Below are 26622 nucleotides of genomic sequence, written 5' to 3' on the forward strand. Positions count from 1 at the left end.
CCTTTTCCCTTATAACGTCACACCGGACTTAAAGATTGCAAGCTCCCGAAAATCGTTTTTTTCGTTATTGACGAATTGTCCGCTTGCAACGTTAATAATGTATTGAATAAAATCTCTTACAATGTGATCTTCTGTTGTTTCGTCTTCCGCCAATCTCCCCGCGTTGTAATCAATCCAATGCGGTTTTGATTGAAATAAATCGGTATTTGTTGATACTTTCACAGTCGGGACAAATGTGCCGAACGGCGTGCCTCTTCCGGTTGTAAACAAAACGATGTGACAGCCCGCCGCGGCGAGCGCTGAAGAAGCGATTAAATCATTGCCGGGCGCACTGAGCAGTGTCAATCCCTTTGTTTTCAGTGTTTCACCGTATGTCAGCACATCAGAAACCGGTGCAAGACCGGCTTTTTGGGTGCAGCCGAGCGACTTGTCTTCGAGCGTTGAAATGCCGCCTTCCTTATTCCCTGGTGACGGGTTTTCATAAATCGGCTGCTCGTGCTTCATAAAATATTGCTTGAAATCATTGATCAATCGGACTGTTTTATGAAACACTTCTTCACTCGCCGCGCGCTGCATGAGAATCGTCTCAGCGCCGAACATCTCAGGCACCTCCGTTAAGACCGTGCTCCCTCCCTGTGCAATCAAGTAGTCTGAAAATCTCCCTAATAAAGGGTTTGCCGTAATGCCGGAAAAACCGTCCGACCCGCCGCATTTCAATCCGATGCTCAATTCTGACAGCGGAATCTCCTCACGTTTATCTCCCTTTGCCGTAAGATGTATCTCTTTAAGAAGCGCAGTCCCCGCTTCAATTTCATCTGTGACAGCTTGTGATTCGAGAAATTTCACACGATCTCCGTTCACTTCAGAAAGGGTTTCCCTAATCGCCGCCAGCTCATTATTTTCACAGCCGAGCCCTAAAACCAGCACACCGCCCGCATTTGGATGGCGGATGGCGTTTATCAGCATTTGTTTCGTATTCTCATGATCATCGCCAAGCTGGGAGCATCCGTATTGATGCTTTAAAACCAGCACATTATCAAAGGGCGCAATGTCTTTCGTCTCTTTTACGAAGCGCTGCAGGATTTTCTCAGCGACGCCGTTTATGCAGCCGACTGTAGGCACGATCCACAGTTCATTCCGGACGCCGAATGTACCGTTTTCTCTTCTGTAACCTTTAAATGTCCGGTTCTCATTTGTAAAAGGATTGTCCTCGAAGCGCGGTGAATACGTGTATTCTTGCACATCGGATAAATTCGTTTGCAGATTATGGGCATGAATATGCTCGCCGGCCGAAATCCGCCTTGTCGCACGCCCGATCGAAAAACCGTATTTAATGATGCTGCCGTTTTCTTCAATGGTTTGCAGCGCGATTTTATGCCCCCGCTTGACAGGGTCCTTCACTTCAATCGTCAGTCCGTCTGTATGCAGCCGCTCTCCTTTGTTAAAATGGCGCATGGCGAGAAGCACGTTATCGTTTTTATGGATTTTTATGACCTCTTTCATTTCACTTCCCCCTTTTTTCCGCAGCATTCATGTAACGCATGCTTCATACCCCGCTTATGAATGACAGACAGAAAAAAAGCCGTTCGTTCAGTCAGCCCCGGAAGATGATTCAGATTCTTCCCCCACAATCGCTCTTCTCCTAATATGGCAGATGCCGCTTGAAACATATCATCTTTGCAACGGGACCGCGCCATTTGAAAACGGTTAAGAACCTCCCCGCCGTCTGCCGGTTTGTTCGGTCCGTTCCAGTATGAATAGATCATGGCGCTGAACGAAAATACCAGCTTCTCAGGTAGCCGGCCCTCCTGTTCGATATAAGCCCTCAGCGTCGGCAGGTTTCTTGTTTTGAATTTCGCGGCGGCGTTAAGGGTAATGCTTTGCAGATAATGGTGGCTATAAGGGTTTTTAAACCGCTGTAACACGTCTGCCGCGTATTGGGTGACACCCTCCATTTGCAGCACAGGGAGGATTTCTTCATTGATCAGCTCTTCGATGAATCTGCCCGTCACCTCGTGCTCAGCCGCTTCCCGGACGGTTTGCAGTCCGTATAGTAAAGCCACTGGCGCCAATGCCGTGTGAGCGCCGTTTAAGATTCTCACCTTTTTTGTCCTGTAAGGCGTAAGGTCAGATGTGATCAGTGCGTTCAGCCCGGCCTCAGTAAAAGGAAGCTCATTCTGAAGCTGTTCCGGCCCTTCTATCACCCACAAATAATAATGCTCACCGACCACAAGCAGACGGTCTTCGTATCCGAGAAAATCGGTAAGTTCTTCCGCGGTATCAACAGGAAATCCGGGAACAATCCGATCCACGAGGGTATTGCAGAAGATGTTCGCATCATGAATCCATTGAGTAAAACCAGGTTCCAGCTCCCACAGCCCGGCATATTGAAGCACGGCCGCCTTCAGTTTCCGTCCGTTTTCTTCGACCAGTTCACATGGAAGCACAATGCACCCTTTCTCGGCGTCACCCGCAAATGCCTTATAGCGGAAATAAAGGAACGCCGCTAATTTCCCGGGGAATGTTTTTTGAGGTTTATCCTCGAGCCGGTCGCCTTTCTCAAACGTAATTCCCGCTTCCGTCGTATTGGAAATGATAAAACGAAGCTCCTCTTGTGCTGCCAGCCGTTTAAAGGAATCATAGTCAGAAAAAAGATCAATGCCGCGGCTGATGGATTTGACGATCATGTGTTCTTCAGCCGGTTTTCCGTCCTTTATCCCCTGCAAAAAAAGCGTAAATAAACCGTCCTGCTCGTTTAAACGTTTGATTTTCTCAGAGCCTCTCGGCTGTACGGCGACAACGCTTCCGTTAAAATCCGTCAATTGATTCAATTGATCGATCTGCCAGTCAGCGAAAGCCCGCAAAAAGTTGCCTTCACCGAACTGAAGGACTTTTTCAGGATATTGAATGTATTCGCCGCACATCTTTTTATTCAGCTGCTGCAAGCTGTCCGCCTCCTTCTGTATTTATGCACACGTTAACATTTCTCCGTGTGAAAACCCGGATATTCAGACGGGCCGTTATGTGAGTTTTTTAATGGAATCTCTTATCATCACCTCGGTGTTTTCATATATTTTTTCCGCCGCCGTATCCGGGTCGGCGATTAGCGCCAAAATCTTCTCTGCGCCGAGTATGCTGATGTTTTCTACCGGGCGTTTTACTGTCGAAAGCCTCGGCGTCATGTATTGGGAAATGCCGATGTCATCAAACCCGATAACGGATATATCTTCCGGAACGTTCAGGCCTTTGGCGAAAATAGCGTTCATCGCCCCGATCGCCATATCATCGTTTGAACAAAAAACAGCCGTAGGCGGTGATTGAAGCGCCAAGAGTTTTTCCATCGCCTGACTGCCGCTTTCCATATCATAGCGGCCTTTTACACTGTATTCATGCTTAATCGGAATAGAATGATCAATTAAAGATGTCAAATAGCCTTCTTTCCGCTGAGAAGTTGACCTGAATCCTTCCTTTCCCTCAATGATCGCGATATCTCTGTGTCCGTTTGCGATCAGGCAGTCGACCGCCTGTCTGGAGCCTTCTTTATCGTTTGACAGGATATTCGTGATGCTCCGGTCATCAATATCCCGGTTCAGCACGACAAGCGGGATGTTTTTCTCGCGGATATGATAAATAAATGAATTATCACTGTCGCTTTGGCTCATTAAAATGATTCCGTCATATCTCATGGGCGTAATGGTTTCAAAGCTTTTCAGGTCGTCAATCGCGCGGACGAACAAATTGTATTCCTCACTGATTGTGCGGTTTACACCTTTGATGGTATCGGAAAAAAAGCTGTGTGAGGTTCCGTTTGTGATGCTTGTAAAAAACAGCCCGATCGTATGGGACTTTTGCATGGCAAGGCTTTTTGCATTTACATTCGGTGTGTAATTCAGCTGTGAAGCGAGCTCTAATATTTTCTGTTTTGTATGCTCTTTAATGTAGGGGCTGCCGTTAAGTGCCCGGGATACGGTTGTGTGGGATACGTTGGCGAGTTTTGCGATATCTTTTATGGTTACCATCGTTTTTCCTTTCTTTCTGTATGCTGTCATTTATTTCTATTGTACCATTAACGGACAGTCCATAAAATCACTAAAGTTGAGGTTTTGCATGATGTAAGTCCTGAACGAGCTCGGCATGCTGCCGGTCCGTCAGTTTATACATCAAACCGATAATCAGCATGGCGCACGCTAAAGCGAAAGCCGGGTACAGCAGCAGAAGCCCTTTAATCCCGATTAACGTGCCTTTTGTCTGAGATGCATTCGGGATATAGCCGATAACGCTCAGCCCGATGCCTGAAAGAAAACCTGATAAAGATTGGGCGAGTTTTCTGGAGAAGTTGAAAAGCGAATATGTCGTCGCCTCCTTCCGTTCACCCGTCTTCCATTCCCCGTAATCAATAATGTCTGACACGAGCGCCCACGTAATGCCGTTTGGTATGCTGATCCCGATAAAAGCAATGCTCGCTAACGCCGTAAAGATAAATACGTTTGACGGCAGACAGAAATTCAGCGCATCAGCCGCGGCGCTGACGGCGAAACCGATCATCACCGTTTGCTTTTTTCCGAAATGTTTGACGAGTTTCGGCATAAACAAAACACCTAAAAATGAAGAACCGATGATGATAAAACTCATGTAGGACATCAGCTCCGCATTGTTGAGATTATACTGGGCGAAGTAAACAAGCATAGCGGATTTAATGTTATATGCCGATATTGAGAAAATCGTCATGAAAACGACGGTCAGAAGCGGTTTGTTGCCGATAAAGCATTTGAAAACCGACATGACGGACAGCTTTTCTTTCGGCGCTTCACGGACGATAATTCTTTCTTTGCAGTTTCGGTAGCAGATCATAAATCCCGCGATTCCGATTACGGCCATCATTCCCATGACTGCCGGGTAGCCGATGTGAACGTTATCAAAATGAACAAGAATCGGGATGACGATGACACTTGTAATGAGCAGCGCGCCGAGGGAGCCGATCTGGCGGAATGCGGAAAGCGCCGTTCTGTCCTCCGCATCCTGTGTAATGGCCGCGCCGAGGGAGCCGTACGGAATATTGACGAAAGAATAAGCGACCCCCCACAGCATGTAAGAAGCATAGGCGTACACAAGCTTCCAGGTGACGCTCACGTCCGGTGACACAAAAATCAATACGGTCATGACCGCAAGAATAATACTTCCGAATAATAAGTACGGCCTGAATTTCCCCCGGGGTCCGATCTTTTTTCTATAGTCAATGGCCGAGCCGACAATCGGATCAGTCACAGCCGCAAACAGCTTGCTGACCAAAAAAATACTGCCGGCGAACGCTGCCGGAATGCCTGCAACATCTGTGAAAAACTTCAGCAAATAGATCTGCCCGAGATCAAACATAAATCCGTTCCCAAAATCTCCAAAACCATAGGATACTTTTTCTTTCAGACTCAGCTTATGCTCCTTCACTTTTGCGGCAGGTGCTGTCACGACAGGCACATTACTCATAGGCCACCTCTTTCATTCCATTTTTTAAAAGCGGAAATATTCCTCAGCATTCCGGTAACAAATCCCCTCGACAATCTTTCCTAAAAGCTCCATATCGTAAGGCGCTTCGCCTTGTTCCGCCCAGCCGCCGATCAGCGTGCAGACAAGCCGCCTGAAGTATTCATGGCGGGGATAGGACAGGAAACTTCTTGAATCCGTCAGCATCCCGATAAAACGGCTGAACAGGCCCATGTTTGATAACGCTTTCATTTGTTGGAGCATTCCATCTTTCGTGTCATTGAACCACCAGGCTGTGCCGAATTGAATTTTCCCCGGTGTTTTCCCATCCTGAAAGCTGTTGATCATGCTGGCGATAATATAGTTGTCATTCGGATTCAAAGAATACAAAATCGTTTTAGGCAATTGCCGCTTTTTTTCGGCGGAATCTAACAGCCGGGCAAGCGGTTTTGCGATACGTTCATCATTAATTGAGTCATATCCCGTATCAGGACCGAGGCTGCTGAACTTATTTGTATTGGTATTTCTTAACGCGTTAATATGGAACTGCATCGCCCAGTCCAGTTCGGCGTAAAGACCGCAAAGATATTGCAGCGTCCGTGTTCTGAATTTCTTTTCATCTTCAAAAGACACATGCTCTCCGCTTAATCCGGCTGCAAAAATCCAGGCCGCTTCCTCTTCGGTCGTCTCGGCATAAACCATTTGATCTAACGCATGATCCGACACTCTTCCCCCGGCATTGTGAAAAAAGCGGACGCGGGATTCTAACGCATCTAAATACGATTGGTAGGTGGTGACAGCCATTCCTGAAGCGCTCTCCAGCGAACGGACCCAATCGGCAAAACCCGGGCTGCTGATGTCCAGTCCTTTGTCAGGCCGAAATCCGGGCAGCACTTGAACCGGAAAATCACTTTCTTTCAACAGTTCGTGGTATGTCAGCGCATCGGCAGGATCGTCGGTTGTGCAAATGACTTTGACATTTGATTTCAGAATGAGATCCCTTGCGCCAAACCCGTCTCCCTGCAGGAGCTCATTCGTTTTTTTCCAAATTGCCGCGGCCGTTTTTTCATTCAATACGTCATAAATGCCGAACCAGCGCTGCAGCTCTAAATGCGTCCAGCTGTACAGCGGATTGCCTATCGCCATCGGCACCGTTTTTGCCCAGGCGAAAAACTTCTCTTCATCTGAAGCGTTTCCGGTAATACAGCGCTCTTCAATGCCGTTGGCCCTCATGATCCGCCACTTGTAGTGGTCACCGTAAAGCCATGCCTCCGTAATCGTTGCGAAGGTTTTATTTTCATAGATTTCCTTTGGGCTTAAGTGACAGTGATAATCAATGATCGGCATGTTTTCAGCATATTCCCTGTACAGCTTTACGGCCGTTTTACTATCCAGTAAAAAATCATCACCCATAAAAGCTTTCACACTTTCATCCTCCCTCTTAAAAATGTTAACGTTAACAAAATGATTCTTTTTTATTTTAGCTTCCTCTTTCTCACATATCAATCATTTTATTTTATTTTTCAGAAAATTGTATCCGTTAAAAAAAGACACTGCCGAGAAAGTCCGGCAATGTCTTCTGTGTGATCTTAAGAATTAGTAAGCGAGGCTGAATAATCCTTTGATATGTGTTAAATAACGTACGTTACTTGCTTCTTTCATTAAAGATGCCGGAAGACCTTTCAGCGGAGTAGAGTTCGCTCCGATGATGGCAACCGCGTCTTTACGTCCGAGGCTTGCAAGCGTACCAGAGTTTACAGGCTTGAATGTTTCAAGCGTTTTTCCTTCTAAGTAAGCGAACAGGTTGTAACCGACAAGTTCACCCATCTGCCAAGCGATTTGCGCTGTCGGCGGGTACGGACGGCCGTCCGGCGCAAAGTATACAGCGCTGTCTCCGACAACGAATACATCTTCATGAGAAGTAGATTGTAAGAAATCGTTAACCGTCGCACGGCCGCGGTTCACTTCAAGGCCGGATTCGCCGACTAACGGGTTGCCTTGTACGCCGCCTGTCCATACAAATGTGTTGGCAACGACTTTTGAACCGTCTTTCAGATCAATAACGTTTCCTTCAACATTTGTAACAGGAAGACCTGTTAAGAACTCAACGCCGCGTTTTTCAAGACTTTTTGTCGCGCGTTCGATAAGGTCATCAGGAAGAACAGGAAGAATTTTCGGACCTGCTTCTACTAATTTCAGTTTGATTGCTTTCGGATCTACGCCGTATTTTTTCGTAAGGTTCGGCATGATGTCAGCAAGCTCACCGACAAGCTCAACGCCTGTTAAGCCGCCGCCGCCGATAAGGATTGTTGCATCAGCTTCGTTTTTCGTTTTAGCGTATTCACGCACACGGTCTTCCACGTGTTTGTATACTTTGTTGGCATCAGCCGCAGATTTCAGCACCATGCTGTTTTCTTCGAGTCCAGGAATGCCGAAATAAGCCGTAACAGAACCAAGTCCGACAACAAGCGCGTCATAAGTCAGCTTAGAACCGTCAGAAAGGGCAACTTCTTTCTTATCAACTGAGAAAGAATTGACTTCTGCGATTTTAATGTCGACGTCTTTTCCTTTCAGAAGTTTTTCAAGCGGCATAGCAACAGCCTGTTCAGACACGTTGCCCGCTGCAAGGCGGTGCAGTTCCGTAATGATTTGGTGAGTCGGGTATTTGTTCACAACGGTTACGCGTGCTTCATCTTTACTGTAATGTTTGCGAACGGTTAAAGCAGAAAGAACTCCGCCGTAACCAGCGCCTAAAATGACAATATGTTTTGACATCGTATATCCTCCGTCCTTTATATCAATTTGAATCTGAGATTATTTTTGTTTTTCGTTCATGATTTCAAGATAGCTGTTAGCAAAACGGAACAGCTTTTGAGCTTGAGGATCTTTCAGCATGCGCAGCAGGCCGAAAAGTCCGATCGTTTCATTGCTTGCATCCGCGCGGTCTTTTGCTTCGATCGCAGTAGCCGCCACTTCTTTCGCTGTTTCTTTCACCGGCTCAAGAATTTCTGTAAGCGCACCCACTGTATCGCTCTTCAATACTTCGTCTGTCGCTACAGACTGTGCAAAATCATAAGACTTCGTTAAAATATTTACTAACTCAGTCAGTTTTGGAAGCTGATCCACTAAAACAGTCAGTGATTCTTGAACTTCAGGTTTTAGCAGCTGATCAATAAGATCGCGTTGGCCTTGGCTGACAGATGCATTTGTTTGATCGATTGTTTCTGGCATATCCGATTCTCCTTTACTATAAGCAGTATGCTGATTTTTTTGGAAAGGGTAGCCTTTCCCCCTTCATGCAGAAAAGCATGAAAAAGCAAGATTGTGAATTCATGCACAATCATTTACAAAAATAAATGTTTACTACCCAGTTTTTCACTTTGCCATATCCAGTATTATTTTTATATCAACAAAAACAATTGAATAAGTCAAAATTTCTTTTTCCTCTCTGAAAATAGCAAACATAAAAAACCCCAATTTGATTTACTCTTATATAATAACACTTTTTGAACAAAATTTGAACGTGAATTGTTTCGTTTATGAAATTATTTATATGGCGGGGGTGTAATAACGTTTCTTTTAGGCTATTTTTTTACAGACCATCCGCTTTTCCCCTGTCATTTTTCCCACAATTTTAATAGCGGGCCCGTTTTTCCCGTAAAGGGGTCGCATTCCGGGAGGGGGACACGGCTGGTTTCTTCTGAAGTTCTATCATTTTTCTCCGTTTTTGTATCGTACTGCCGGCCGCCCGGATAAGCCCCGATCACGGTAAAATCAAAACTGCCCGACAGTTTTTTATGTCCGGTGCCGGCCGGAATGACCGCTGCGTCCCCCGTTTGAAGAACGGCATCCGCTCCTTGTTCCCCGCCGAACCTCAAAACCGCGTTTCCTTTTACCGCGACAAGAACTTCGTGCGTGGTGCTGTGAAAATGGTGATACGGAAATACTCCGCCCGTCCAGCTGTTCGACCAATCGTGCCGGCTGAGGACGGACTCTGCTTTCTGCACCGTTTCTTCATTAAATACCGCTTTATAAATAACAAGCGGAAGATTCGGGTTATTCGGAATGCGGCCGTCATCTTCAAAATAAAGCACTTGAATATCCTCTTTCTGCATTGTTTTCACCTCCGTATATGTCTGTTTCCCATTCATCATTTGTTAAAACGCTATTTTCTCATATTCCATTGCGAAGCCTGCCAGTGAATAGTATAGTATAAAAAAATATGTGTAAAAATGAGGGATTTAATGAAAGCCATCGTGATCGGAATATTGGCATCTCTGTTTTTTGCAGTCACATTTATTTTAAACAGGGCGATGGAGCTTTCCGGCGGAAGCTGGATGTGGAGCTCTTCCCTGCGTTTTCTTTTTATGGTTCCGTTTTTATTTTTGATCGTTTATGCGAAAGGAAAATGGGCGCCGCTCTGGCATGAAATCCGGAAAAAACCGTTTTTTTGGCTGAAGTGGAGTTTTACCGGGTTCGTGCTTTTTTATGCCCCGATTACGTTTGCGGCGGCATATGGGCCGGGCTGGCTGATCGCCGGCACGTGGCAGATTACAATTGTCGCGGGTGTGCTTCTGTCGCCGTTTTTCTACGAAACAAAACATTCACCGGCGGGCCCGGTTTCCGCCAGACAAAAGATCCCGCTGATTTCGCTGGTTACTTCCGTCATCATCCTGATCGGAGCCGGTCTGATTCAGCTTCAGCATGCGGGTTCTCTGTCCGGCCGCACGATACTATTCAGCGTGGTGCCGGTCGTCATCGCCGCTTTTGCCTATCCGCTCGGCAACCGCAAAATGCTGGAACAATACGGCGGAAAACTCGATACGTTTCAGCGGGTGCTCGGCATGACGCTCGCAAGCCTTCCGTTTTGGCTTTTGATCGCCGCTTTCGGCTGGCATAGAGACGGGCTTCCGTCAATGGGACAGTCATTCCAATCCTTTATCGTCGCACTCAGCTCTGGCGTTATCGCAACAGTATTATTTTTCCGCGCCACCGATATGGTGAGGAATGAGCCGCAGAAGCTCGCTGCTGTTGAAGCGACGCAGTCCGGAGAGGTTCTTTTTGCACTGATCGGCGAAATCGTCTTTTTATCCGCGGCGTTTCCGTCACTTCTTTCATTTGCCGGACTGTTCATTATTATTGCGGGAATGGTCATGCATACATTCGCTTCCCGGCAGACAGACCAGAAAACGGCTGAGCAAACGTCAGCCAATCTCACCGGTTCCTGATTTTTTTACGAAAGGTGTCCTCCTGTATGAAAGAAGAAATTCCGGCAATATCTTTTCTGTCAGCCGGCAAACGCTTTGAACAAAACAATACGTCCTTTGATGTCCTAAGCCGTGTAACCGGACATATTCAAAAAGATTCTATCACGGCGTTGATAGGCCCTTCCGGCGCGGGAAAAAGCACATTGCTGTCACTGTGCAATCTGATGAATACACCTGATGAAGGGGAAGTGCTTGTATTCGGAAAAGAAATAAGACACTGGGACATCAGAGAGCTCAGAAAAACCGCGGGCCTTGCATTTCAATCAGCTCCCGTCCTCGAGGGAACGGTGCGGGACAACCTTCTGCTCGCAGAAAAACTCCACGGGGCACAGCACTATACGCCTGAAGAGCTCGCAGATTTTACAGACCTTCCGCGCGTGCTTCTGGATCGGAATGCAAAAGAATTATCCGGAGGTCAGCGGCAGAAGCTCTCATTAGCGCGAACTCTCGCCGGACTGCCGTCCATCCTGCTGCTGGATGAAATCACCTCGGCGCTGGACCCGTCATCCGTTCTCATCATTGAGAAACTGATTACGAAACTCCATCGGCAAAAACAGCTGACGGTCCTGTGGATCACCCATAACCTTGAACAAGCGGAACGATTATCCGATACGGTATGGTTTATGGCTGAGGGTCGGCTTTTAGAGACCGCGGAAACGAAAACGTTCTTTAAGGAACCGAAACACGAAAAGGCCCGGGCGCTTTTACAAGGGAGCGGGCGCTGATATGAATGATCTTTCTCTGTTATTGACAAGTATATTTGTCATTATCGCTTTATTCCTGTCTAAATCTTTTAAAGCCGGCGTCGAAAAGGATATGATCGTCGCAACCGTCAGGGCCGTCATTCAGCTTCTCATCATCGGCTATGTGCTGTCATTGATTTTTCGCGGTGATCACCCGATATTTATCATATTAATGGTGCTTCTCATGCTCACGGCCGCTTCGCACAATGTCGCCAAACGGAAAAAAATGCGGATCGGCTCATTTTGGCGCGTTTTTCTGACACTGGCGATCGCGGAAACCGTGACGCAGGGACTTTTACTGACCCTTCACATCATTCCGTTCACTTCAAGATATGTCATTCCGATAAGCGGCATGGTCATCGGAAACTCCATGGTGCTCTCAAGCCTGTTTTTAAGCAGGCTCAGTTCGGAAGCAGACCTGCGGAAAGAAGAAATCCAGCTGATTCTCTCTCTCGGAGGAACGCCTAAGCAGGCCGTCCGGCAGATATTGACGTCCAGTATGAAGCTCAGTATGATCCCGACGCTTGAAAGCCAGAAAACATTGGGTCTCGTTCAGCTTCCCGGCATGATGACGGGGCAGATTTTAGCGGGGGCTGATCCGATACAGGCGGTGCGCTTTCAGCTGCTGATCGTTTTTACAACGATGGCCTCCGCTCTTCTTACATGTATCATACTCAGCGCCTTGACATATCCTTCCCTTTTCACGGAACACTGGCAATTAAAAAAATTCAGCAGGGAAGCGTAGGCTTTTTTCCCTGCTGAATGATGGTTTATGACAAGGTCAGAGATTCATAGTAACGGGATAATTCAATAATCATCGCTCCCATCCGCTCAATGTCCGGAGCAAGGACCCTCTTTACCCCTTCATCCCGGATCGCTTCAGCCGTCACTTTGCCGACTGCGGCGGCAAGCACTTGTTTTTCGAATGCCTGCTGCAATTCTTTTGTGGATCCTTTTTCTTTTGCATAATCAAAGAGAGAGCGCACTTGAATGGCTGTTGTAAAACATACGGCATCGACCTCTCCGTTTAACAGCTCTCCCAGCAGTTTATCAACCGTCTCCCTTTCAGGCGGAATATGCTGATACGGCAGAACAGGGAATACCTCCGCTCCGTTTTTCTCAAGGAACTGCGTTAAGACCGGCGCTTTTTCGCCATGAAGCTGTATCATGACTTTTTTATCTTTAAAGTCAAATCGTTCCAAGGAGCGGATCAGCCCTCTTGTTGTACCGTCTTCATCTGAGGCATGCGGCGTGATGCCGAGCTTTTTTAAGGCCGCATATGTTTTATAGCCTCTGCAGCCGATTTTCGCTTCATGAACGGCCGCTAAAAATTCTTCTTTCAGACCGATTTTTTCCGATACCGACAATAACGTTTCCGTACCGATGCCTGTGGTGAATATTACCCAGTCGGCTTTTTGCCCGGCAAATGTTCTTACGTCGGGTTCAATTTGATCCTCCGCCAGGTATACGGTTCCTTGGAGGGAACGGACGACCGCCGTTCCGCCCTGCTTTTCTATTAATCTTGTGATCTCTTCTGTTTTCCGCGAACCGCCGATGGCAATCCGTTTCCCGTTCAATCCTTTTCCCATCGCTGTTTTCTTCTTCCCTTCAGATGCCGGGCGCCCTATGGCAGGCCGTCATTTATTTCTATTATTGTTACGCAATCAGCCGGGAAAATCAAGCTATGCTCCCGTTGAATCCCCCGTGCAGTTGCTGTATCATTAACCGGGCAGAACGATTTGATTCGCGGAGGGATTTTCAATCATGGAAACAAAAAAAGAGTTCGAGACAAAAGGATACGATACTTCGGTCATTTATGAGTTCAATGAATATCCTGATGTTCACAGCGGCCGATGTGACAATTGCGACTACACGCTGTTTAAAAGCTCAGTGAAGGGCGGAAAATTTTTGAGGGAATGCCGGAGATGCGGCATGAAGAAAAACATATAACAAAACAGGCAGCCGTCTTCCGGTGCGCTGCCTGTTTCTCAATCAATTTTCGACGGCCGCCTTTTTCAAAAATTCTTCAATGGCGCAAACAGCCTGTTTGGGGCCGCCGGTTTCTTCTATTTTCTGCTGCATGCTTTTCACGCGGCTGAGGATGTTTTTATCGCCGTATACGTTTTGAACGTCTTTTTGCAAACGGGCCACAGTGACTTCTTTCGGCGGCAGATGCACGCCAAGCCCCAATTCATCCACACGCTTTGCGGTAACCTCTTGTTCGTGCATTTGCGGAACGACAACGAGCGGGACACCCGCATTCATCGCCTCCATTGTACTGTTCATCCCGCCGTGAGATACGAACAGCTTTGCTTTCTCCAGCACATCAAGCTGAGGAACGTGCTGGCGGATGATAAAGTGATCGGGGACATCCGAAAAACTTTCCGGATCAATTGTTGTGCCGACTGACATAATAACCCGCCAGTCCGAGTCCCGAAACGCGTCAATACACATCTGGTAAAATTCAGGCCAGGCGTTAAACGCCGTTCCCAGTGAGATGAGCATAAGCGGACGGTCATCGGCTGCATCAATTTCCAGACTTCCCGTATTTGTGCGTTCTCCAAGAGACGGACCCGCAAAACAGAATCGTTCATCAAAGGTTTCCTGTTTCGGCTGAAAGGCCCTTGGCATAAAGACAATATTCAGTTTTTCAGGCATAAAAAATTCTTCCATTGTCATCCGTTTCAATTGTTCATTTTCAATCTGCTCCTGGTATTCTTCTATCGCCTGTTTGGCCGCTTCCAGTGTTTCTTCGTCTCTTCCTAATTGAAAATACTCATTCATTGCATAGCTCGGGCAGAACTTTACGGCCGGGATGCCGCCATTATCCGCAAACAATTTTCCGGCAAGAGCTAAAAAATCAAACAGGACGATGTCAGGAAGGTCGTCTTTGTACAGCTCTTCCAGCTGCGGAAGCACTTCAACCGCTTCTTCCAGAAACATCACAAACGCGTCATTTTTGTTTACCCGATCTTTTATCGTCTCCGGGTCCGCCTTTATGCTTGTGCGGTATAAAACGGGAATGGCGCCCGTTTTGGCAACGGAAGCTTCAAATTCCTCAGTCGTAGCGAATGTCACTTTATACCCGCGATTGACAAGTTCCTCGGCTACGGGCAGCGTGGGATTGACATGACCGTGAGCGGCCACATTAATAATGGCGATGTGTGTTTTTCTCATCATTTTTCTTCTCCCTCATTTTCGTTTATCTCCGCTTCTAAAGACTCCAGCCCGTACATGACACTGTTTCGGATCGGCTCAATCCGGACCGGCTCAAGGTGTGAAAAGGCTTTTACAATTCCTTTCAGCGCCACTTCCGCTTCAAGTCTGGCAAGCGGAGCGCCTAAGCAGAAGTGTACGCCGAATCCGAAGGAAAGGTGCGGATTCGATTGGCGATGAATATCAAATACGCCCGCCTTCTCAAATTTGTTTTCATCACGGTTGGCAGATGCAACGTAGCAGAGAACGATCTCCCCGCTTTTCAAGCGGCGTCCGCGCAGTTCAGTGTCGTGCCGGACCGTCCTTCTGACAAACGGAGCGGGAGCGCGAAAACGCAGCGTCTCTTCCACCGTTTGCGCGATGAGAGAAGGGTCCTGTCTCAGCTCTTCATAAAGGCCGGGCGTCTCTAATATGCTGTAAACCGCATTTGAAATGAGATTAGTCGTTGTTTCATTTCCCGCCACTAAAAGCAGGTTGCAAAACGGGATCAGATCTTCTGCCGTGAGCTTCTCTCCCTCTTCTTCCTCTTTTATCAAAATAGAAATAATGTCTTGGCCGGGCTGTTTTCGTTTGCTTTCTATTATTTCCGCAAAAAACGCCGCCAGCTCCGCCTCACATTGGTCACGTTCCTGCTGATTTTTCTCCGCCGCTTCAGGACTCGCATCTTTCGGCATGCTGACGAGAATGTCCGACCATTTTTTAAACTGATCCATACGTTCGGACGGAACGCCTAATAATTCTGAAATCACCATGACCGGCAAAGGGTAAGAGAGATCTTTAACGATATCAATCCGCCCTTTGTTCTTTGCCTGTTTCAGGAGATGATCGGTAATGTCTTTAATTCTCGGCTCCCATTCCTTCAAGACGCGGGGAGTGAAAGCGCGATTGACGGCAGATCTGATTTGGGTATGCTTCGGCGGGTCCATATTCAGCATGGACTTTGCAATCGAGCTTTTCACATCAGTCATGAGGCTTGAGAACGTCTCTTTATCACTGATGACTTTTTTGACATCATCGTATAAAAATACACTCCAAACCTTCGTTTCTTCATCAAAGTGTATAGGGCTTTCCCGTCTCATTTTTTCGTACCAAGGAAAAGGGTTGTATACGTCCAGGCCGTTTTTTCCTTTCATCAGGGTTCTTTGGATGGCTTGTCTCGTGCTCCTCAGCTTACTCATGTTTCATCACTCCTGATTGTTTCATATTTGAATAGTTGACGTACCTTGAATTTTATCCTAGCACATATTTTCAATTTTTTTCTATTCATAACCTTAACTATTAACATAACACAACAAAAGTCATGAATCCGGAGGTGAAATTTCTCCCAAGAAAACAGGAGAAGCGCACAAAAAACCCGAGCCTTCGGCCAGGCTCGGGAGATATGTTCACTCATTCGTCTGCGGTTTCTGGTGCTGCTTTTGGTCTTCAGGAGGCTGCGTATTTCTTTCCATATCGTCCGTATCAGCGCCCATGCCTTTCAGGAAAGAAAACAGCAGAGTGACGGCCTTGTTGATTTCCGGGTCTTTTAAAGCGCGGACGATATCAAAATACCCGGTCTTCCTGCCGCTGTCTTTTTCCTCGACGGCCTTTGTGACCCCCGCATTGATTTTAACGATAAATGGCTCAAGCTGTTTTACATCGAGCATGCCGAGAACGCCGCTTAACAGCAGGAGATTTTTCAGCATATTGGCCGTTTCCGGAGTATTCGCCTTCTTCACGAGGATATCCATCACTTTGTCTCCCTGGCCGAAGAGCCCGCGCAGAAGCGCCAAAACGCCGCGCTCGTTCATGTGCTGAAGAATGTGCAGAGATTCCAAAATCGCGTCTTTATTTCGTAAAAGAGCCGTCTCGATCTCTTCTAAGTCCTTTTTTCGTTTGTCTTCTTCTGTGACGGTCTGTTTTCGGATGCCGCTGATTGCTTTACCCATTTTGCTGTTTCCCCCTTTTTACGGCGTCTCCCGGAAATACATAATCTTTACGCGCCCATTTCCGATCAACCCGGACACCGATCTGCGGCTGCGGGTTTCCGTAACGGAAATTGATTTTCGGAAGCGGATTAACGCCTTCTTTTTTCAAAATCTCCATCTTCGCTGATGTTTCTTTATAAGCCGGTGTATCGGTATCCTTATCGGCATAGCTGCTTGTCAAAAGGTTAATGGCGGCGTCTTTTGAATCGTTCATCGGGAGATAGACTTGTTTGCCTTTTACCCTGTCTGTGATGACGCATTTGACTTTCACATTTCCGTACGGTGATGTCAGACGGACAAGCGTTCCGTCTTCCAGCCCTCTTTCTTCGGCGAGTTCGGGCGAGACCTCAAGGAACACACTCGGTGTTTTTTCGGATATTCCTTTTGATCGGTAAGTCAGATTCCCTTCGTGAAAATGCTCGAGCAGCCTCCCGTTATTCACATGGATATCATATTCTTCACCAAATTCTTTCGGCTCGGTCCACTGAACGGGATATAGAATCGCTTTGCCGTCTGAAAACGGGAACTTATCCGTAAATAAAAGCGGTGAATCGGTTCCGTCCGCTGCAACCGGCCATTGCAGTGAATTGTAGCCTTCGAGACGTTCGTAAGTGACGCCTGCGTAGAGCGGCGAAAGCATTGCCGCTTCTTCCATAATGTCTGCCGGATGTTCATAGTGCCAATCAGCGCCCAGACGGTTGGCGATGTCCGTAATGATCTGCCAATCAGGCTTTGAATCGCCCAGCGGTTCAAACACTTCGTAAAGGCGCTGCACCCTCCGTTCCGTATTCGTAAACGTCCCTTCTTTTTCAAGGCTCGGGCTTGCCGGAAGCACGACATCGGCGAACTCGGCCGTACGCGAAAGAAAGATATCCTGCACAACGAAGAAATCAAGCTTTTCAAACGCGGCATGAACATGGTTAATATTGGAGTCGACAAGCCCCATTTCTTCTCCTTTTAAGTACATGGACTTCAGTTTTCCTGAGTGGATGCCTTCGATCATTTCATGATTTGTCATTCCGATTTCTTTCGGCAAGTCTGTTCCCCAGCCCTGCTCATACTTTTTGCGGGCTTTTTCATCCGTTACTTTTTCATAGCCGGGGAAGCTGTCAGGCATACTGCCGAAATCACTGGCTCCCTGCACGTTATTATGGCCCCGAAGCGGATATGAGCCTGCGCCGGGCTTGCCGTAATTTCCGGTCACAAGAAGCATGTTGGAAATGGCCGTGCTCGTATCACTTCCTCCGATATGCTGGGTGACACCCATCGCCCACAGTGCGCACACGCTGCCGGCTTCATGAATCATCCGGGCCACTTTGATTAGGGTATCCTTGTCCACACCGGTATGTTTTTCCGCATATTCCATTGTATAAGGTTCAAGGCTTTTCACGAATTCATCTAATCCGTTCACTCTCTCCTTCAGAAATGCAGTATCCGCCAAATCGTGATCAAGCAGATATTTCGATACGGCATTCAGCCAGACAATATCTGATCCGGCACGCGGCTGGAAAAACACATCGGAGCGCTCGGCCATTTCATGTTTTCGCAAGTCAGCGACGACGAGCTTCTGTCCGTGCAGTTTATGAGAACGTTTAATACGTGTGGACAGGACGGGGTGAGACTCAGACGTATTTGAGCCGATAATCAGCACGAGCTCAGCTTTTTCTATATCTGTAATCGACCCTGAATCACCGCCGTATCCGACCGTTCTGAACAATCCGGCCGTGGCGGGAGACTGGCAGTAGCGTGAGCAGTTGTCGACATTATTTGTGCCGATGACGGCTCTTGCAAGCTTCTGCATCACGTATGATTCTTCATTCGTGCATTTGGAAGATGTGATAAAGGCAAGTGCGTCCGGGCCGAAATGTTCTTTTATATCGGTAAATTTATCAGCGATCAGCTGCAGCGCTTCATCCCATTCCGCCTCCCGAAACGAGTCTCCTTCCCGGATAAGCGGTTTGGTAAGGCGCTTTTCACTATTGACGAAATCCCAGCCGAATTTCCCTTTCACACACGTCGAAATGCCATTTGCTGGGGCCTCGGCCTGAGGTTCTACCTTTAAAATGTCTCTTCCTTTCGTCCATATATCAAAACTGCAGCCGACACCGCAGTATGTGCATACGGTTTTCGTTTTTTTGATTCTTTCATCCCGCATGGCCGATTCCATGTCCGATATGGCCAAAATCGATCCGTATCCGGTTTCGACGCCTTTTGTGATGTCAATCATCGGCCGAAGCGTCTCTTGGTTAATGCCTGTTAAATACCCCGCTTCGCCCTCCATGCCTTTTTCCATCATGGCATTGCACGGACATACCGTCGAGCAATGTCCGCAGGAAACACATGATGATTCATTGATCGGCACATCCTGATCCCAAATGACCCGCGGGCGTTTCCGCTCCCAATCAATGCTTAACGTTTCGGTTACCTGTACGTCCTGACAGGCTTCGACGCAGCGTCCGCACAAAATGCACTGGTCGGGATCATATCGGTAAAACGGATTTGATTCATCTTTAGGATACGGTTTTTGATCGAACGGAATGCTTTGATGATTGATTTTCATTTCCTTTACGGTATTATGTACTTCGCAGCTCCCATTGTTGTAATCACAGACCGTGCAGTACAATTCATGGTTGTGCAAAATGTTGTCCATGCCGATAATCTGCGCTTTTTTCACATCGGACGAAAGCGTATCAATGACATCTCCGTCCTTTATTTGCGCGGAACACGAACGCACCAGTTCCCCGTTAACATTGACGATACAGGTATCGCACGTTTCAATCGGCCCGAGACTCGGATGATAACACACGTGCGGCACGTCAATTGAACTATTGTTCAAAAGCTGCAAAACGGTTTGACCGTCCCGAGCTTCCATTTCAACCCCATTGATTGTAACCTTCTTTGTATCAGCCATTTTCTTTTCCCCTTTCTGTACCCCTCTATACATCCTCTATGATTCCCAACCGGCCTTTCACTAAAACATCTCGTTTATCTCAGGAAACATGCGGGTATGAGCGGTAAAAAGGAGGCGTTCACATATGTTGAACAAAAAAACACTCGTCACCGGATTATCGGCGGTGATGCTCACGGGATGCGCATTCGGAGCAGAAGCATTTTCGGATACACAGCCCGTCCATGCCGCAGCCGCTTCAAAAACAGAAAACCAACGTGCACAAGAACTGGTGAACAGCCTTTATCAATCGGCGTTTAAAGGGGAAATGCCGCAAAATGTGAAAGGCCTGAAAATCAACCAAAGCACAAGACAGGACGTTTACGATAAAATCGGCGAGCCGGAACAAAAAGCAGACAGCCGCAATCCATTTGATTTATACAGCTGGAACATGGGAAACCCCGGTTATGGATTTTCCTATCATAAAAACGGAAAAATCTCGGAAATACGCTATTTCGGAACAGGGGTCGAGCGGCGCTTAAACCTCGGCAGCGTCACACCTGACGTCTTAAGCAGACAAATCGGCAGCGCTGACAAAATCCTGACAGTGCCAAAAACGGGCGAAACAGATTACGTCTACCATACGGGGCAGTATGAGCTCCGCTTCGTCATCGGCAGTGACCAAAAAGCAGACCACGTCAACCTAAAAGCCAGATAACGCAAAAAAAGCGGCCTCCCGGGCCGTTTTTTCATAGACAGCTTTTCCATCGTTCCTTACAATACATGGGAGTACAAAAAAAAGGGGAACAGTGTGAAGTGAATAGACATCCATTGACATACGGAATATGTACCGTTTTTATCATCGCCCTCGGTTTGCTGTCCAGAACCGCATACATCACCGCCCTATTGCCCGGCATCATAAACGCTTATTTAGGAGATGCCTTGTGGGCGGCAATGATTTTTACAGGATTCGGGCTTCTGTTTCGGAACATCCGGACGGAAACAGCCGCATTTTTGAGCCTCTCGTTTTGCTGTCTGATTGAATGCAGCCAGCTGTATCACGCGCCTTGGATTGACGCAATCAGAAGCAGCACGCTCGGCGGGCTGATCCTCGGCTGGCAATTTGTCTGGAGTGACATTTTCGCCTATACCCTCGGGGTATGCGCTGCCGCATTAACGGTCATGCAGCATGCACAGGCTGCGGCGGAAGAAACAGTGAAAATGCTGCCGTCCCAGCACCCGACTGCCGGACATTCAATTGATGTGAAAGTGTAAAAAAAGATGCCGGATGATAACCGGCGTCTTTTTTTTGCCCGTTGTACGTACACCATACCTGGCATACAGGAATAAGGTAAACGGAACCAACATTTGAAAAGGAGGTTTTCCTCTTGTACGATCCTTTCTATCATGAATACACAGCCGAGAGCCACGAACGGGTGCCATATCATTATCCGCGGCCGCCTTATTATTACCCCAGACCATATCCATACTACCCGCGGCCGCCTTATTATTTCCCCAGACCGTATCCATACTATCCGCGGCCGTATATCCCGTTCTATCCTTGGTATTAATGTTTTAAAAGAAATGACCGCAGACAGGAGGCTTCCCCTGTCTGCTATTCAACTTTGACCGACAGAATATACGGGAGAGCTTGAACTTTTTCCATTACTGCCGCTTTCCCGCTTTTGCTTTTCACCCTTCCCTTCACTTCAAGCACCGCCTTATTCAATTCATAGGACGTAATAAGAATTCCTTTTTCCTCAAGAGAAGTTAAAATATCATGCATGACGGCTTTCTCCTCAATCCTGAAACTGACAGACAAAGAATGCGCCGCCGGTTTAAACAGAAAATTTAACAGTTCAAGCCCGATTAACGCCAAAATCGTGCCGCTGATGCCGATGACATACATACCTGCCCCGATCGTCAGCCCGATGCCCGACGTAGCCCAAATCCCCGCGGCCGTCGTAAGCCCCCGCACGACATGCCGCTGCAAAATAATCGTGCCGGCTCCTAAAAATCCGACGCCGCTGACGACCTGCGCCGCCACCCGGCTCGGATCAAAGGACGTATGGCTGTTGGATAACAAATCAAAAAAGCCGTATTTGGAAACGATCATCATCAAGGCGCTGCCGACGGCCACTAAAAAATGCGTCCTCAAACCGGCTTCCTTCGCCCTGAATTCTCTCTCCAATCCAATAAGAGCCCCAAGCAGACCCGCAACCGCCAGACGAATCACAAAATCAAGTTCCATCCGTCTCTCTCCTTTCCTTATCTTCTTACCCGCTTTTTATCCCCCGTATCTTTTTCTTTCAGCACAAGACTGCCCTGCTGAAAAAAACTGCATTTGAATATATACTTTGGTTCTTTATCATATTGTCAGCGCTCTTATTTATATGCGGAAGGTATTAAGCTGGCGTTTCCAAAATAAAGGAAATAACTTATTGAGAGTATATGAAACAAGTTTATTCGTTGAAGCTGCGGCCGCTTGTCTCTTCCAATCTTCTAAAAACAGAACGAATGCCGCTCCCTCATGCTCAAAAATTGCTTTCAATCCGCAAAAATATATCGTAATATAAGATATAATCTTAATAAACGATAGAAGGTGGATGATGATGTCAAACGAAACCATGCGATTAAATGACCTCTGGACAGATATTTACTACCGGCTCCGTTATCAGCACCATGAAAAAATTACTCACCAAGGTGTACGGATTCTGCAAGTCATTCAAAAAGAGAAGGCAGTCGGAATAAAAGACATTGCCGAAGCGATTCAAGTATCACATAATACCGCTTCGGAACATATAAAGCGGTTACTGCAGAAAAAGTACGTTTATAAAACCAGAAGTGTTGAGGATGAGCGGAAAGTCATTTTAAAACTTACCAGTTTGGGGGCGGATGTCCTTTACCGGCATTCCGGGCTCGATGAAGAAAAGCTTAAACAGCTTCTTATTGACAGCATGAATAATGAAGAAAGAACACTTGTCCTAAAAGCATTCAGTTTGATGAAGGAGCGTGCTGAAGATGTTTACGATCGTTAAAATCATTGTCTCCGCTGCTATTATTGGGATTATCACTGAAATATCAAGAAGAAGCCCGAGTTATGGAGGTATAATAGCGGCTTTACCAATTGTCAGTATGCTGAGCATGGTTTGGCTGTACATCCAAGGCGAACCGAAGGAGACATTAAGTCATTTTGCATTCAGCGTGGCTTCCGGCATCCCCTCCACAGTCATTATGCTGGTCATTATCGGCATCGCCCTTCGCCATTCACTGTCTTTCATTGCCGCATCAGGGCTTGGACTTACAGGATGGCTGGTTTTCTTGTATGCTCAGGATTTTATCGTAAAACATATAAACAGTCAGCAATAAGCACCTTAGCGCTTCTTTGTAAATACGAGGAAATAAAAAAAACAGGGATACCCCTGTCTTAAAAGTGACTCCGATTAAAAAGCGAAACCCCTTTCTTCACGAGAAGCAGACACCGCCGAACACAAAAACATCCCGTGTTGCGAACGGAGTCCGCAGCCTGTACAGCCATATCGGCATGAAGAACCGGCTGATCTCTCAAACAGAATGTCCGGCAATCACCTCAAAAAACGAGGTGAAATCTGTCAGTATCCCGTCATCCGCCAGCTGTTTTTCTTCAAATAGCGCGCGGTTTTTTCCGAGCGGGTCAATGGCCATAATCTTGCCTGCACCTGCTTTTTTCGCCGCTGTGAGCCCCGAAAAGGCATCTTCAATGACTAAGCATTCTTCAGGCCTGAGGCCTAACTTTTCCGATGCGATGAGAAAAATATCCGGCGCCGGTTTTCCGGGGAAGCTCCCGTCATCAAACGTGACTTTGTCAAAATCAAACCACCGATCCAACTGAAAGACGTCAAAGTAAAACTCGACATTTTCCTTTACCGTAGCCGTGGCAATGGTCATTGGCGTTTCTGATTTTTTCAGATGGTTCAATACGCCGGTCAGTCCCTTCGTCAGCTTTAACTCATCTTTGTTTTCAAGGCATAATTCTCTGTAGTAGGCTTCTTTTTCAAAAGACAGCTTCTTGATTTCTTCATTTGTTAAATCGCCGGAAATAAAATACGTCAGGATTTCACTGTTTGTTCTCCCGTGAATGTTAACGAAAATGTCTTCATCAGAAATGGTTTTCGGCGCGTATTTTTTCACCATGAAAAACCATGCTTTTTCGTGCAGATGCGAATCTTGAAACATCGTGCCGTTGAAATCAAAAATAACCCCTTTCATCGAACCGCCCGCCTTTTTTATTTTTTGCGATTTTGACATCTACATATTGCTCGTAATGAATTTGAACATCTTTCATCACTTTATCATCCGTAATCAGATAGTCCATATCGTGCAAGTTATAGAATACGTAAAAATCTTCCCGGTTGAATTTTTTATTATCCGCCAGCAAAAATTTCGTCCGCGAATTATTCAGCGCGATTTGATGAGCTTCCCCTTCTTCAATGCTGTAAGAAGAAATCTCATCATTATGTATGCCGTTGGCGCTGATGAAGGCTTTCGTAAAATTGAATTTCTGCAGATTGCCGTTCACGATGGGCCCGACGAAGGCACCGGTATTTTTTCGGAAATCGCCGCCAATCAGGATGGTATCCGCAGTGTCACCATGCTTTAAAATATCAAATACGGGATAGTTGTTTGTGATAATCCTGATTCGCTTATGCAGCAGGTGTTTGGCTAAAAGTTCAATCGTCGTGCCGGGCCCTAAAAAAACGGTATCGCCGTCATTTACATATGAAGCTGCAAGTTCCGCGATTTTCTCCTTCTCATCCATTTGAACACCCAGTTTTTCATTATGCGATAATTCGTGATCAATGGAATAAGATATGCTCTGTGCGCCTCCGTGAATACGTACGATTTTTCCGGCCTTATCCAGCTCGTCCAGATCTCTTCTCACTGTCATATCAGAAACATCCAGTTCATCGATAATATCACTCACCGTAATAAACCCCCGCGAGTTTACGATGTCGATGATTTTTAAAAGACGCTCTTTTTTTAACATGTTCAATCATCCCCTCAACTTTACACACAATCTAACACACCGCGGCACTCCGGTCAACAAAAACAAACACTAACAAACAACATAATCAACATATAAAACAACAAGAAACTTATAAAACCCCTATGAACACAGATGTTATTTCTTTATGAAGCTATTGACAACAAAAATGTATGCGTTTACTATTAAACAAAAGATAACAATTACAAACATTAACAAACTTCAATTCCCACATTGGCGAAGGAGGATTCAGTAATGCTCAAATTACCTCATGACTTTATTTTCGGCGGGGCGACTGCGGCATATCAAGCGGAAGGCGCCACAAAAGAAGGCGGCAAAGGGCCTGTGGCCTGGGATGAATTCCTTGAAAAACAGGGAAGATTCAGCCCTGATCCGGCAAGTGATTTTTACCGCCAGTTTCCGGAAGATATTAAACTATGTGAAAAATTCGGAATAAATGGCATCCGCCTTTCTATAGCCTGGACGAGAATTTTCCCTGACGGCACGGGCAAAATCAATCAGGAAGGTGTTGATTACTATCATCGTATTTTCTCAGAGTGCCATAAACGCAACGTCACCCCTTTTGTCACGCTGCATCATTTCGATACACCGAAAGGATTATTTGATCAGGGAGATTTCCTCAACCGCGCTGCAATAGAAGCGTTCGTCAGCTATGCGGAGTTTTGCTTTAAAGAATTCAGCGAAATCAGATATTGGAGCACGTTTAACGAAATTTATCCCACAGCCACCAACCAGTATTTACTCGGGGTTTTCCCGCCATCAATTAAAAGTGATATCACAAAAGTCATTCAATGCCTCCATCACATGATGGTAGCGCATGCGATGACCGTCAATCTTTTTAAAGACGGCGGCTATCCGGGAGAAATCGGTGTCGTCCACTCATTGGAAACAAAATATCCCGCCAGCGACTCAGAAGAAGACCGCCGCGCCTGTTTTCTGGATGACGCATTATCAGTGAGATTCCTCCTCGACGCCACCTACCTCGGCTATTACTCCGAGGAAACCATGCGTGCCCTGAATGAAATCTGTGAGGCAAACGGCGCTTCATACGAGTTTTCAGACAGTGACTTTGACGTGATGAAAAAAGCTTCAACCCGCAATGATTATCTCGGCATCAATCATTATCAATGCCATTTCGTCAAAGCGTACAACGGAGAAACCGTTATTCACCATAACGGAACGGGCGATAAGGGCACTTCGGTCTATAAAGTAAAAGGAATCGGCGAAAGAATTTACAAAGAAGGCCTGAAACGGACCGATTGGGACTGGCTCATTTATCCTGAAGGCATGTATGACATGCTGATGCGCATCAAACGGGACTATCCGCAATATAACAAAATGTACATTACCGAAAACGGCATGGGCTATAAAGATGAGTTTGAAGACGGCATCATTATGGATAAGGCAAGAATCGACTATTTAAAAGTCTATTTAGAAGCCGTCAGTAAAGCGATTAGCGACGGGGTCAATGTAAAGGGGTACTTCTTATGGTCCTTAATGGATTTATTTTCATGGACCAACGGCTACAACAAACGTTACGGTCTTTTTTACGTCGACTTTGACACCCAAAAACGATATCCGAAAGAATCGGCCTACTGGTACAAACTTGTAAGTGAAACAAAAACAATCATTTAACGATCATACATGGTGAAAAGAGTCTCTTTTCATCATGTGTGCCGTCTTTAGGAGGTTTTTTTCATGACAAAGGAAGAATTGCAGATGCTCGGTTTTGAAATCGTCGCCTATGCCGGCGACGCCAGAAGCACTTTATTGAAAGTCCTGAAAGAAGTCCGTGCCGGAAACTTCGAAAACACGGAAGCAGCATTGAAAAGCGCCGATGAAAATTTAACCCTCGCCCACAGTGCGCAAACGAAAATGTTAGCTGAAGAAGCTGACGGCAAGGACATGGAATTAGGGTTTATTTTCGTTCACGGTCAGGACCACTTGATGACAACCCTTTTGCTCCGTGATCTTATTCAGGATTTTATAGAACTCTACCGAAGCCGCCGATAAGGAGTGG

26 protein-coding genes and 1 pseudogene are annotated in these 26622 nt (G+C 46.6%); 11 read left to right on the plus strand and 16 right to left on the minus strand.

What is annotated here, in order from left to right; translation table 11 throughout:
* Positions 1 to 9: 9 nt before the first annotated feature.
* From ABK447_RS14365 to ABK447_RS14400, 8 genes are all read right to left on the minus strand, one after another.
* The gene (locus tag ABK447_RS14365; protein ID WP_349909087.1) at positions 10 to 1503 is read right to left on the minus strand and encodes an altronate dehydratase family protein; all 1494 of its coding nucleotides are present in this window, start codon (positions 1501 to 1503) and stop codon (positions 10 to 12) included.
* Positions 1500 to 2945, minus strand: coding sequence for a tagaturonate reductase (locus tag ABK447_RS14370; protein WP_033574554.1), 1446 nt, complete (start codon positions 2943 to 2945; stop codon positions 1500 to 1502). Before ABK447_RS14370 ends, ABK447_RS14365 begins: the two co-directional genes overlap by 4 nt.
* A gap of 75 nt (positions 2946 to 3020) precedes the next feature.
* Positions 3021 to 4019, minus strand: a complete 999-nt coding sequence (locus tag ABK447_RS14375; RefSeq protein ID WP_007407297.1) for a LacI family DNA-binding transcriptional regulator — start codon at positions 4017 to 4019, stop codon at positions 3021 to 3023.
* Positions 4020 to 4089: 70 nt separating this feature from the next.
* Positions 4090 to 5481, minus strand: coding sequence for an MFS transporter (locus ABK447_RS14380; protein ID WP_033574553.1), 1392 nt, complete (start codon positions 5479 to 5481; stop codon positions 4090 to 4092).
* 24 nt (positions 5482 to 5505) lie between these two features.
* The gene (gene uxaC, locus ABK447_RS14385; RefSeq protein ID WP_015417271.1) at positions 5506 to 6903 is read right to left on the minus strand and encodes a glucuronate isomerase; all 1398 of its coding nucleotides are present in this window, start codon (positions 6901 to 6903) and stop codon (positions 5506 to 5508) included.
* 171 nt (positions 6904 to 7074) lie between these two features.
* A complete protein-coding gene (locus ABK447_RS14390) occupies positions 7075 to 8253 on the minus strand; it encodes an NAD(P)/FAD-dependent oxidoreductase (protein WP_012117352.1) in 1179 nt (392 codons plus the stop codon).
* A 39-nt stretch (positions 8254 to 8292) separates the two neighbouring features.
* Positions 8293 to 8709, minus strand: coding sequence for a DUF1641 domain-containing protein (locus ABK447_RS14395; RefSeq protein WP_003154908.1), 417 nt, complete (start codon positions 8707 to 8709; stop codon positions 8293 to 8295).
* 386 nt (positions 8710 to 9095) lie between these two features.
* Positions 9096 to 9593 (minus strand): cupin domain-containing protein, encoded by a 498-nt coding sequence (locus tag ABK447_RS14400; RefSeq protein WP_060561819.1) that lies wholly within the window; start codon positions 9591 to 9593, stop codon positions 9096 to 9098.
* A gap of 129 nt (positions 9594 to 9722) precedes the next feature.
* Between ABK447_RS14400 and ABK447_RS14405 the strand changes: the two genes are divergently transcribed.
* From ABK447_RS14405 to fetB, 3 genes are read left to right on the plus strand one after another with little or no spacing between them, the layout of a single operon-like run.
* Positions 9723 to 10706 (plus strand): multidrug resistance efflux transporter family protein, encoded by a 984-nt coding sequence (locus ABK447_RS14405; protein ID WP_032871245.1) that lies wholly within the window; start codon positions 9723 to 9725, stop codon positions 10704 to 10706.
* 26 nt (positions 10707 to 10732) lie between these two features.
* Entirely contained in the window at positions 10733 to 11470 is a 738-nt protein-coding gene (locus ABK447_RS14410; protein WP_085341908.1) for a phosphate ABC transporter ATP-binding protein, read from the plus strand.
* A gap of 1 nt (position 11471) precedes the next feature.
* Positions 11472 to 12233 carry an iron export ABC transporter permease subunit FetB gene (gene fetB, locus ABK447_RS14415; protein WP_003154915.1) on the plus strand — a complete coding sequence of 254 codons (762 nt, stop codon included), beginning with the start codon at positions 11472 to 11474 and terminating at the stop codon, positions 12231 to 12233.
* Between the two features lie 25 nt (positions 12234 to 12258).
* Here fetB and ABK447_RS14420 read toward each other — a convergent pair whose 3' ends face one another.
* Positions 12259 to 13077: a uroporphyrinogen-III synthase gene (locus ABK447_RS14420; RefSeq protein ID WP_025284589.1), complete on the minus strand. Its 819-nt coding sequence runs from the start codon at positions 13075 to 13077 to the stop codon at positions 12259 to 12261.
* Between the two features lie 175 nt (positions 13078 to 13252).
* On the opposite strand from ABK447_RS14420, the gene ABK447_RS14425 reads away from it, so the two are divergent.
* Positions 13253 to 13438 carry a hypothetical protein gene (locus ABK447_RS14425; protein ID WP_003154919.1) on the plus strand — a complete coding sequence of 62 codons (186 nt, stop codon included), beginning with the start codon at positions 13253 to 13255 and terminating at the stop codon, positions 13436 to 13438.
* A gap of 42 nt (positions 13439 to 13480) precedes the next feature.
* Here the strand turns inward: ABK447_RS14425 and ABK447_RS14430 are convergent, their stop codons facing one another.
* From ABK447_RS14430 to fdhF, 4 genes are all read right to left on the minus strand, one after another.
* The gene (locus ABK447_RS14430; RefSeq protein WP_160222987.1) at positions 13481 to 14665 is read right to left on the minus strand and encodes a macrolide family glycosyltransferase; all 1185 of its coding nucleotides are present in this window, start codon (positions 14663 to 14665) and stop codon (positions 13481 to 13483) included.
* The gene (locus ABK447_RS14435; RefSeq protein ID WP_012117345.1) at positions 14665 to 15882 is read right to left on the minus strand and encodes a cytochrome P450; all 1218 of its coding nucleotides are present in this window, start codon (positions 15880 to 15882) and stop codon (positions 14665 to 14667) included. The genes ABK447_RS14430 and ABK447_RS14435 overlap by 1 nt, the downstream gene beginning before the upstream one ends.
* 207 nt (positions 15883 to 16089) lie before the next feature.
* A complete protein-coding gene (locus ABK447_RS14440) occupies positions 16090 to 16632 on the minus strand; it encodes a DUF1641 domain-containing protein (protein WP_069007192.1) in 543 nt (180 codons plus the stop codon).
* Positions 16625 to 19582, minus strand: a complete 2958-nt coding sequence (fdhF, locus tag ABK447_RS14445) for a formate dehydrogenase subunit alpha (RefSeq protein ID WP_038463763.1) — start codon at positions 19580 to 19582, stop codon at positions 16625 to 16627. The genes ABK447_RS14440 and fdhF overlap by 8 nt, the downstream gene beginning before the upstream one ends.
* Positions 19583 to 19706: 124 nt before the next feature.
* Between fdhF and ABK447_RS14450 the strand changes: the two genes are divergently transcribed.
* From ABK447_RS14450 to ABK447_RS20930, 3 genes are all read left to right on the plus strand, one after another.
* On the plus strand, positions 19707 to 20276 hold the full coding sequence (locus ABK447_RS14450; RefSeq protein WP_124934912.1) for a YjgB family protein: 570 nt from the start codon (positions 19707 to 19709) through the stop codon (positions 20274 to 20276).
* Positions 20277 to 20374: 98 nt separating this feature from the next.
* Positions 20375 to 20833, plus strand: a complete 459-nt coding sequence (locus tag ABK447_RS14455) for a DUF2809 domain-containing protein (protein ID WP_241159519.1) — start codon at positions 20375 to 20377, stop codon at positions 20831 to 20833.
* A 113-nt stretch (positions 20834 to 20946) separates the two neighbouring features.
* Positions 20947 to 21129: a hypothetical protein gene (locus ABK447_RS20930; protein ID WP_124934911.1), complete on the plus strand. Its 183-nt coding sequence runs from the start codon at positions 20947 to 20949 to the stop codon at positions 21127 to 21129.
* Between the two features lie 283 nt (positions 21130 to 21412).
* Here the strand turns inward: ABK447_RS20930 and ABK447_RS20935 are convergent.
* Positions 21413 to 21809: pseudogene (locus ABK447_RS20935) on the minus strand (MgtC/SapB family protein); the annotation flags it as partial.
* Positions 21810 to 22170: 361 nt separating this feature from the next.
* Here ABK447_RS20935 and ABK447_RS14465 point away from each other — a divergent pair.
* Together ABK447_RS14465 and ABK447_RS14470 are read left to right on the plus strand one after the other, a co-directional pair.
* Entirely contained in the window at positions 22171 to 22596 is a 426-nt protein-coding gene (locus ABK447_RS14465; protein ID WP_124934909.1) for a MarR family winged helix-turn-helix transcriptional regulator, read from the plus strand.
* Positions 22580 to 22927, plus strand: coding sequence for a DUF3147 family protein (locus tag ABK447_RS14470; RefSeq protein WP_124934908.1), 348 nt, complete (start codon positions 22580 to 22582; stop codon positions 22925 to 22927). Before ABK447_RS14465 ends, ABK447_RS14470 begins: the two co-directional genes overlap by 17 nt.
* 195 nt (positions 22928 to 23122) lie before the next feature.
* On the opposite strand, the gene ABK447_RS14475 is transcribed toward ABK447_RS14470, so the two are convergent.
* Together ABK447_RS14475 and ABK447_RS14480 are read right to left on the minus strand one after the other, a co-directional pair.
* On the minus strand, positions 23123 to 23806 hold the full coding sequence (locus tag ABK447_RS14475) for an HAD family phosphatase (RefSeq protein ID WP_007407320.1): 684 nt from the start codon (positions 23804 to 23806) through the stop codon (positions 23123 to 23125).
* Positions 23787 to 24584: a DeoR/GlpR family DNA-binding transcription regulator gene (locus ABK447_RS14480; protein WP_039062927.1), complete on the minus strand. Its 798-nt coding sequence runs from the start codon at positions 24582 to 24584 to the stop codon at positions 23787 to 23789. Before ABK447_RS14480 ends, ABK447_RS14475 begins: the two co-directional genes overlap by 20 nt.
* A 252-nt stretch (positions 24585 to 24836) precedes the next feature.
* Between ABK447_RS14480 and lacG the strand changes: the two genes are divergently transcribed.
* The gene (gene lacG / locus ABK447_RS14485) at positions 24837 to 26237 is read left to right on the plus strand and encodes a 6-phospho-beta-galactosidase (RefSeq protein ID WP_039062926.1); all 1401 of its coding nucleotides are present in this window, start codon (positions 24837 to 24839) and stop codon (positions 26235 to 26237) included.
* 63 nt (positions 26238 to 26300) lie between these two features.
* Complete coding sequence (locus tag ABK447_RS14490) at positions 26301 to 26615, plus strand: PTS lactose/cellobiose transporter subunit IIA (RefSeq protein WP_039062924.1); 315 nt, start codon at positions 26301 to 26303, stop codon at positions 26613 to 26615.
* Positions 26616 to 26622 lie beyond the last annotated feature (7 nt).

This window comes from Bacillus sp. hwrm1, from assembly GCF_040207805.1.
Lineage (GTDB): Bacteria > Bacillota > Bacilli > Bacillales > Bacillaceae > Bacillus > Bacillus velezensis.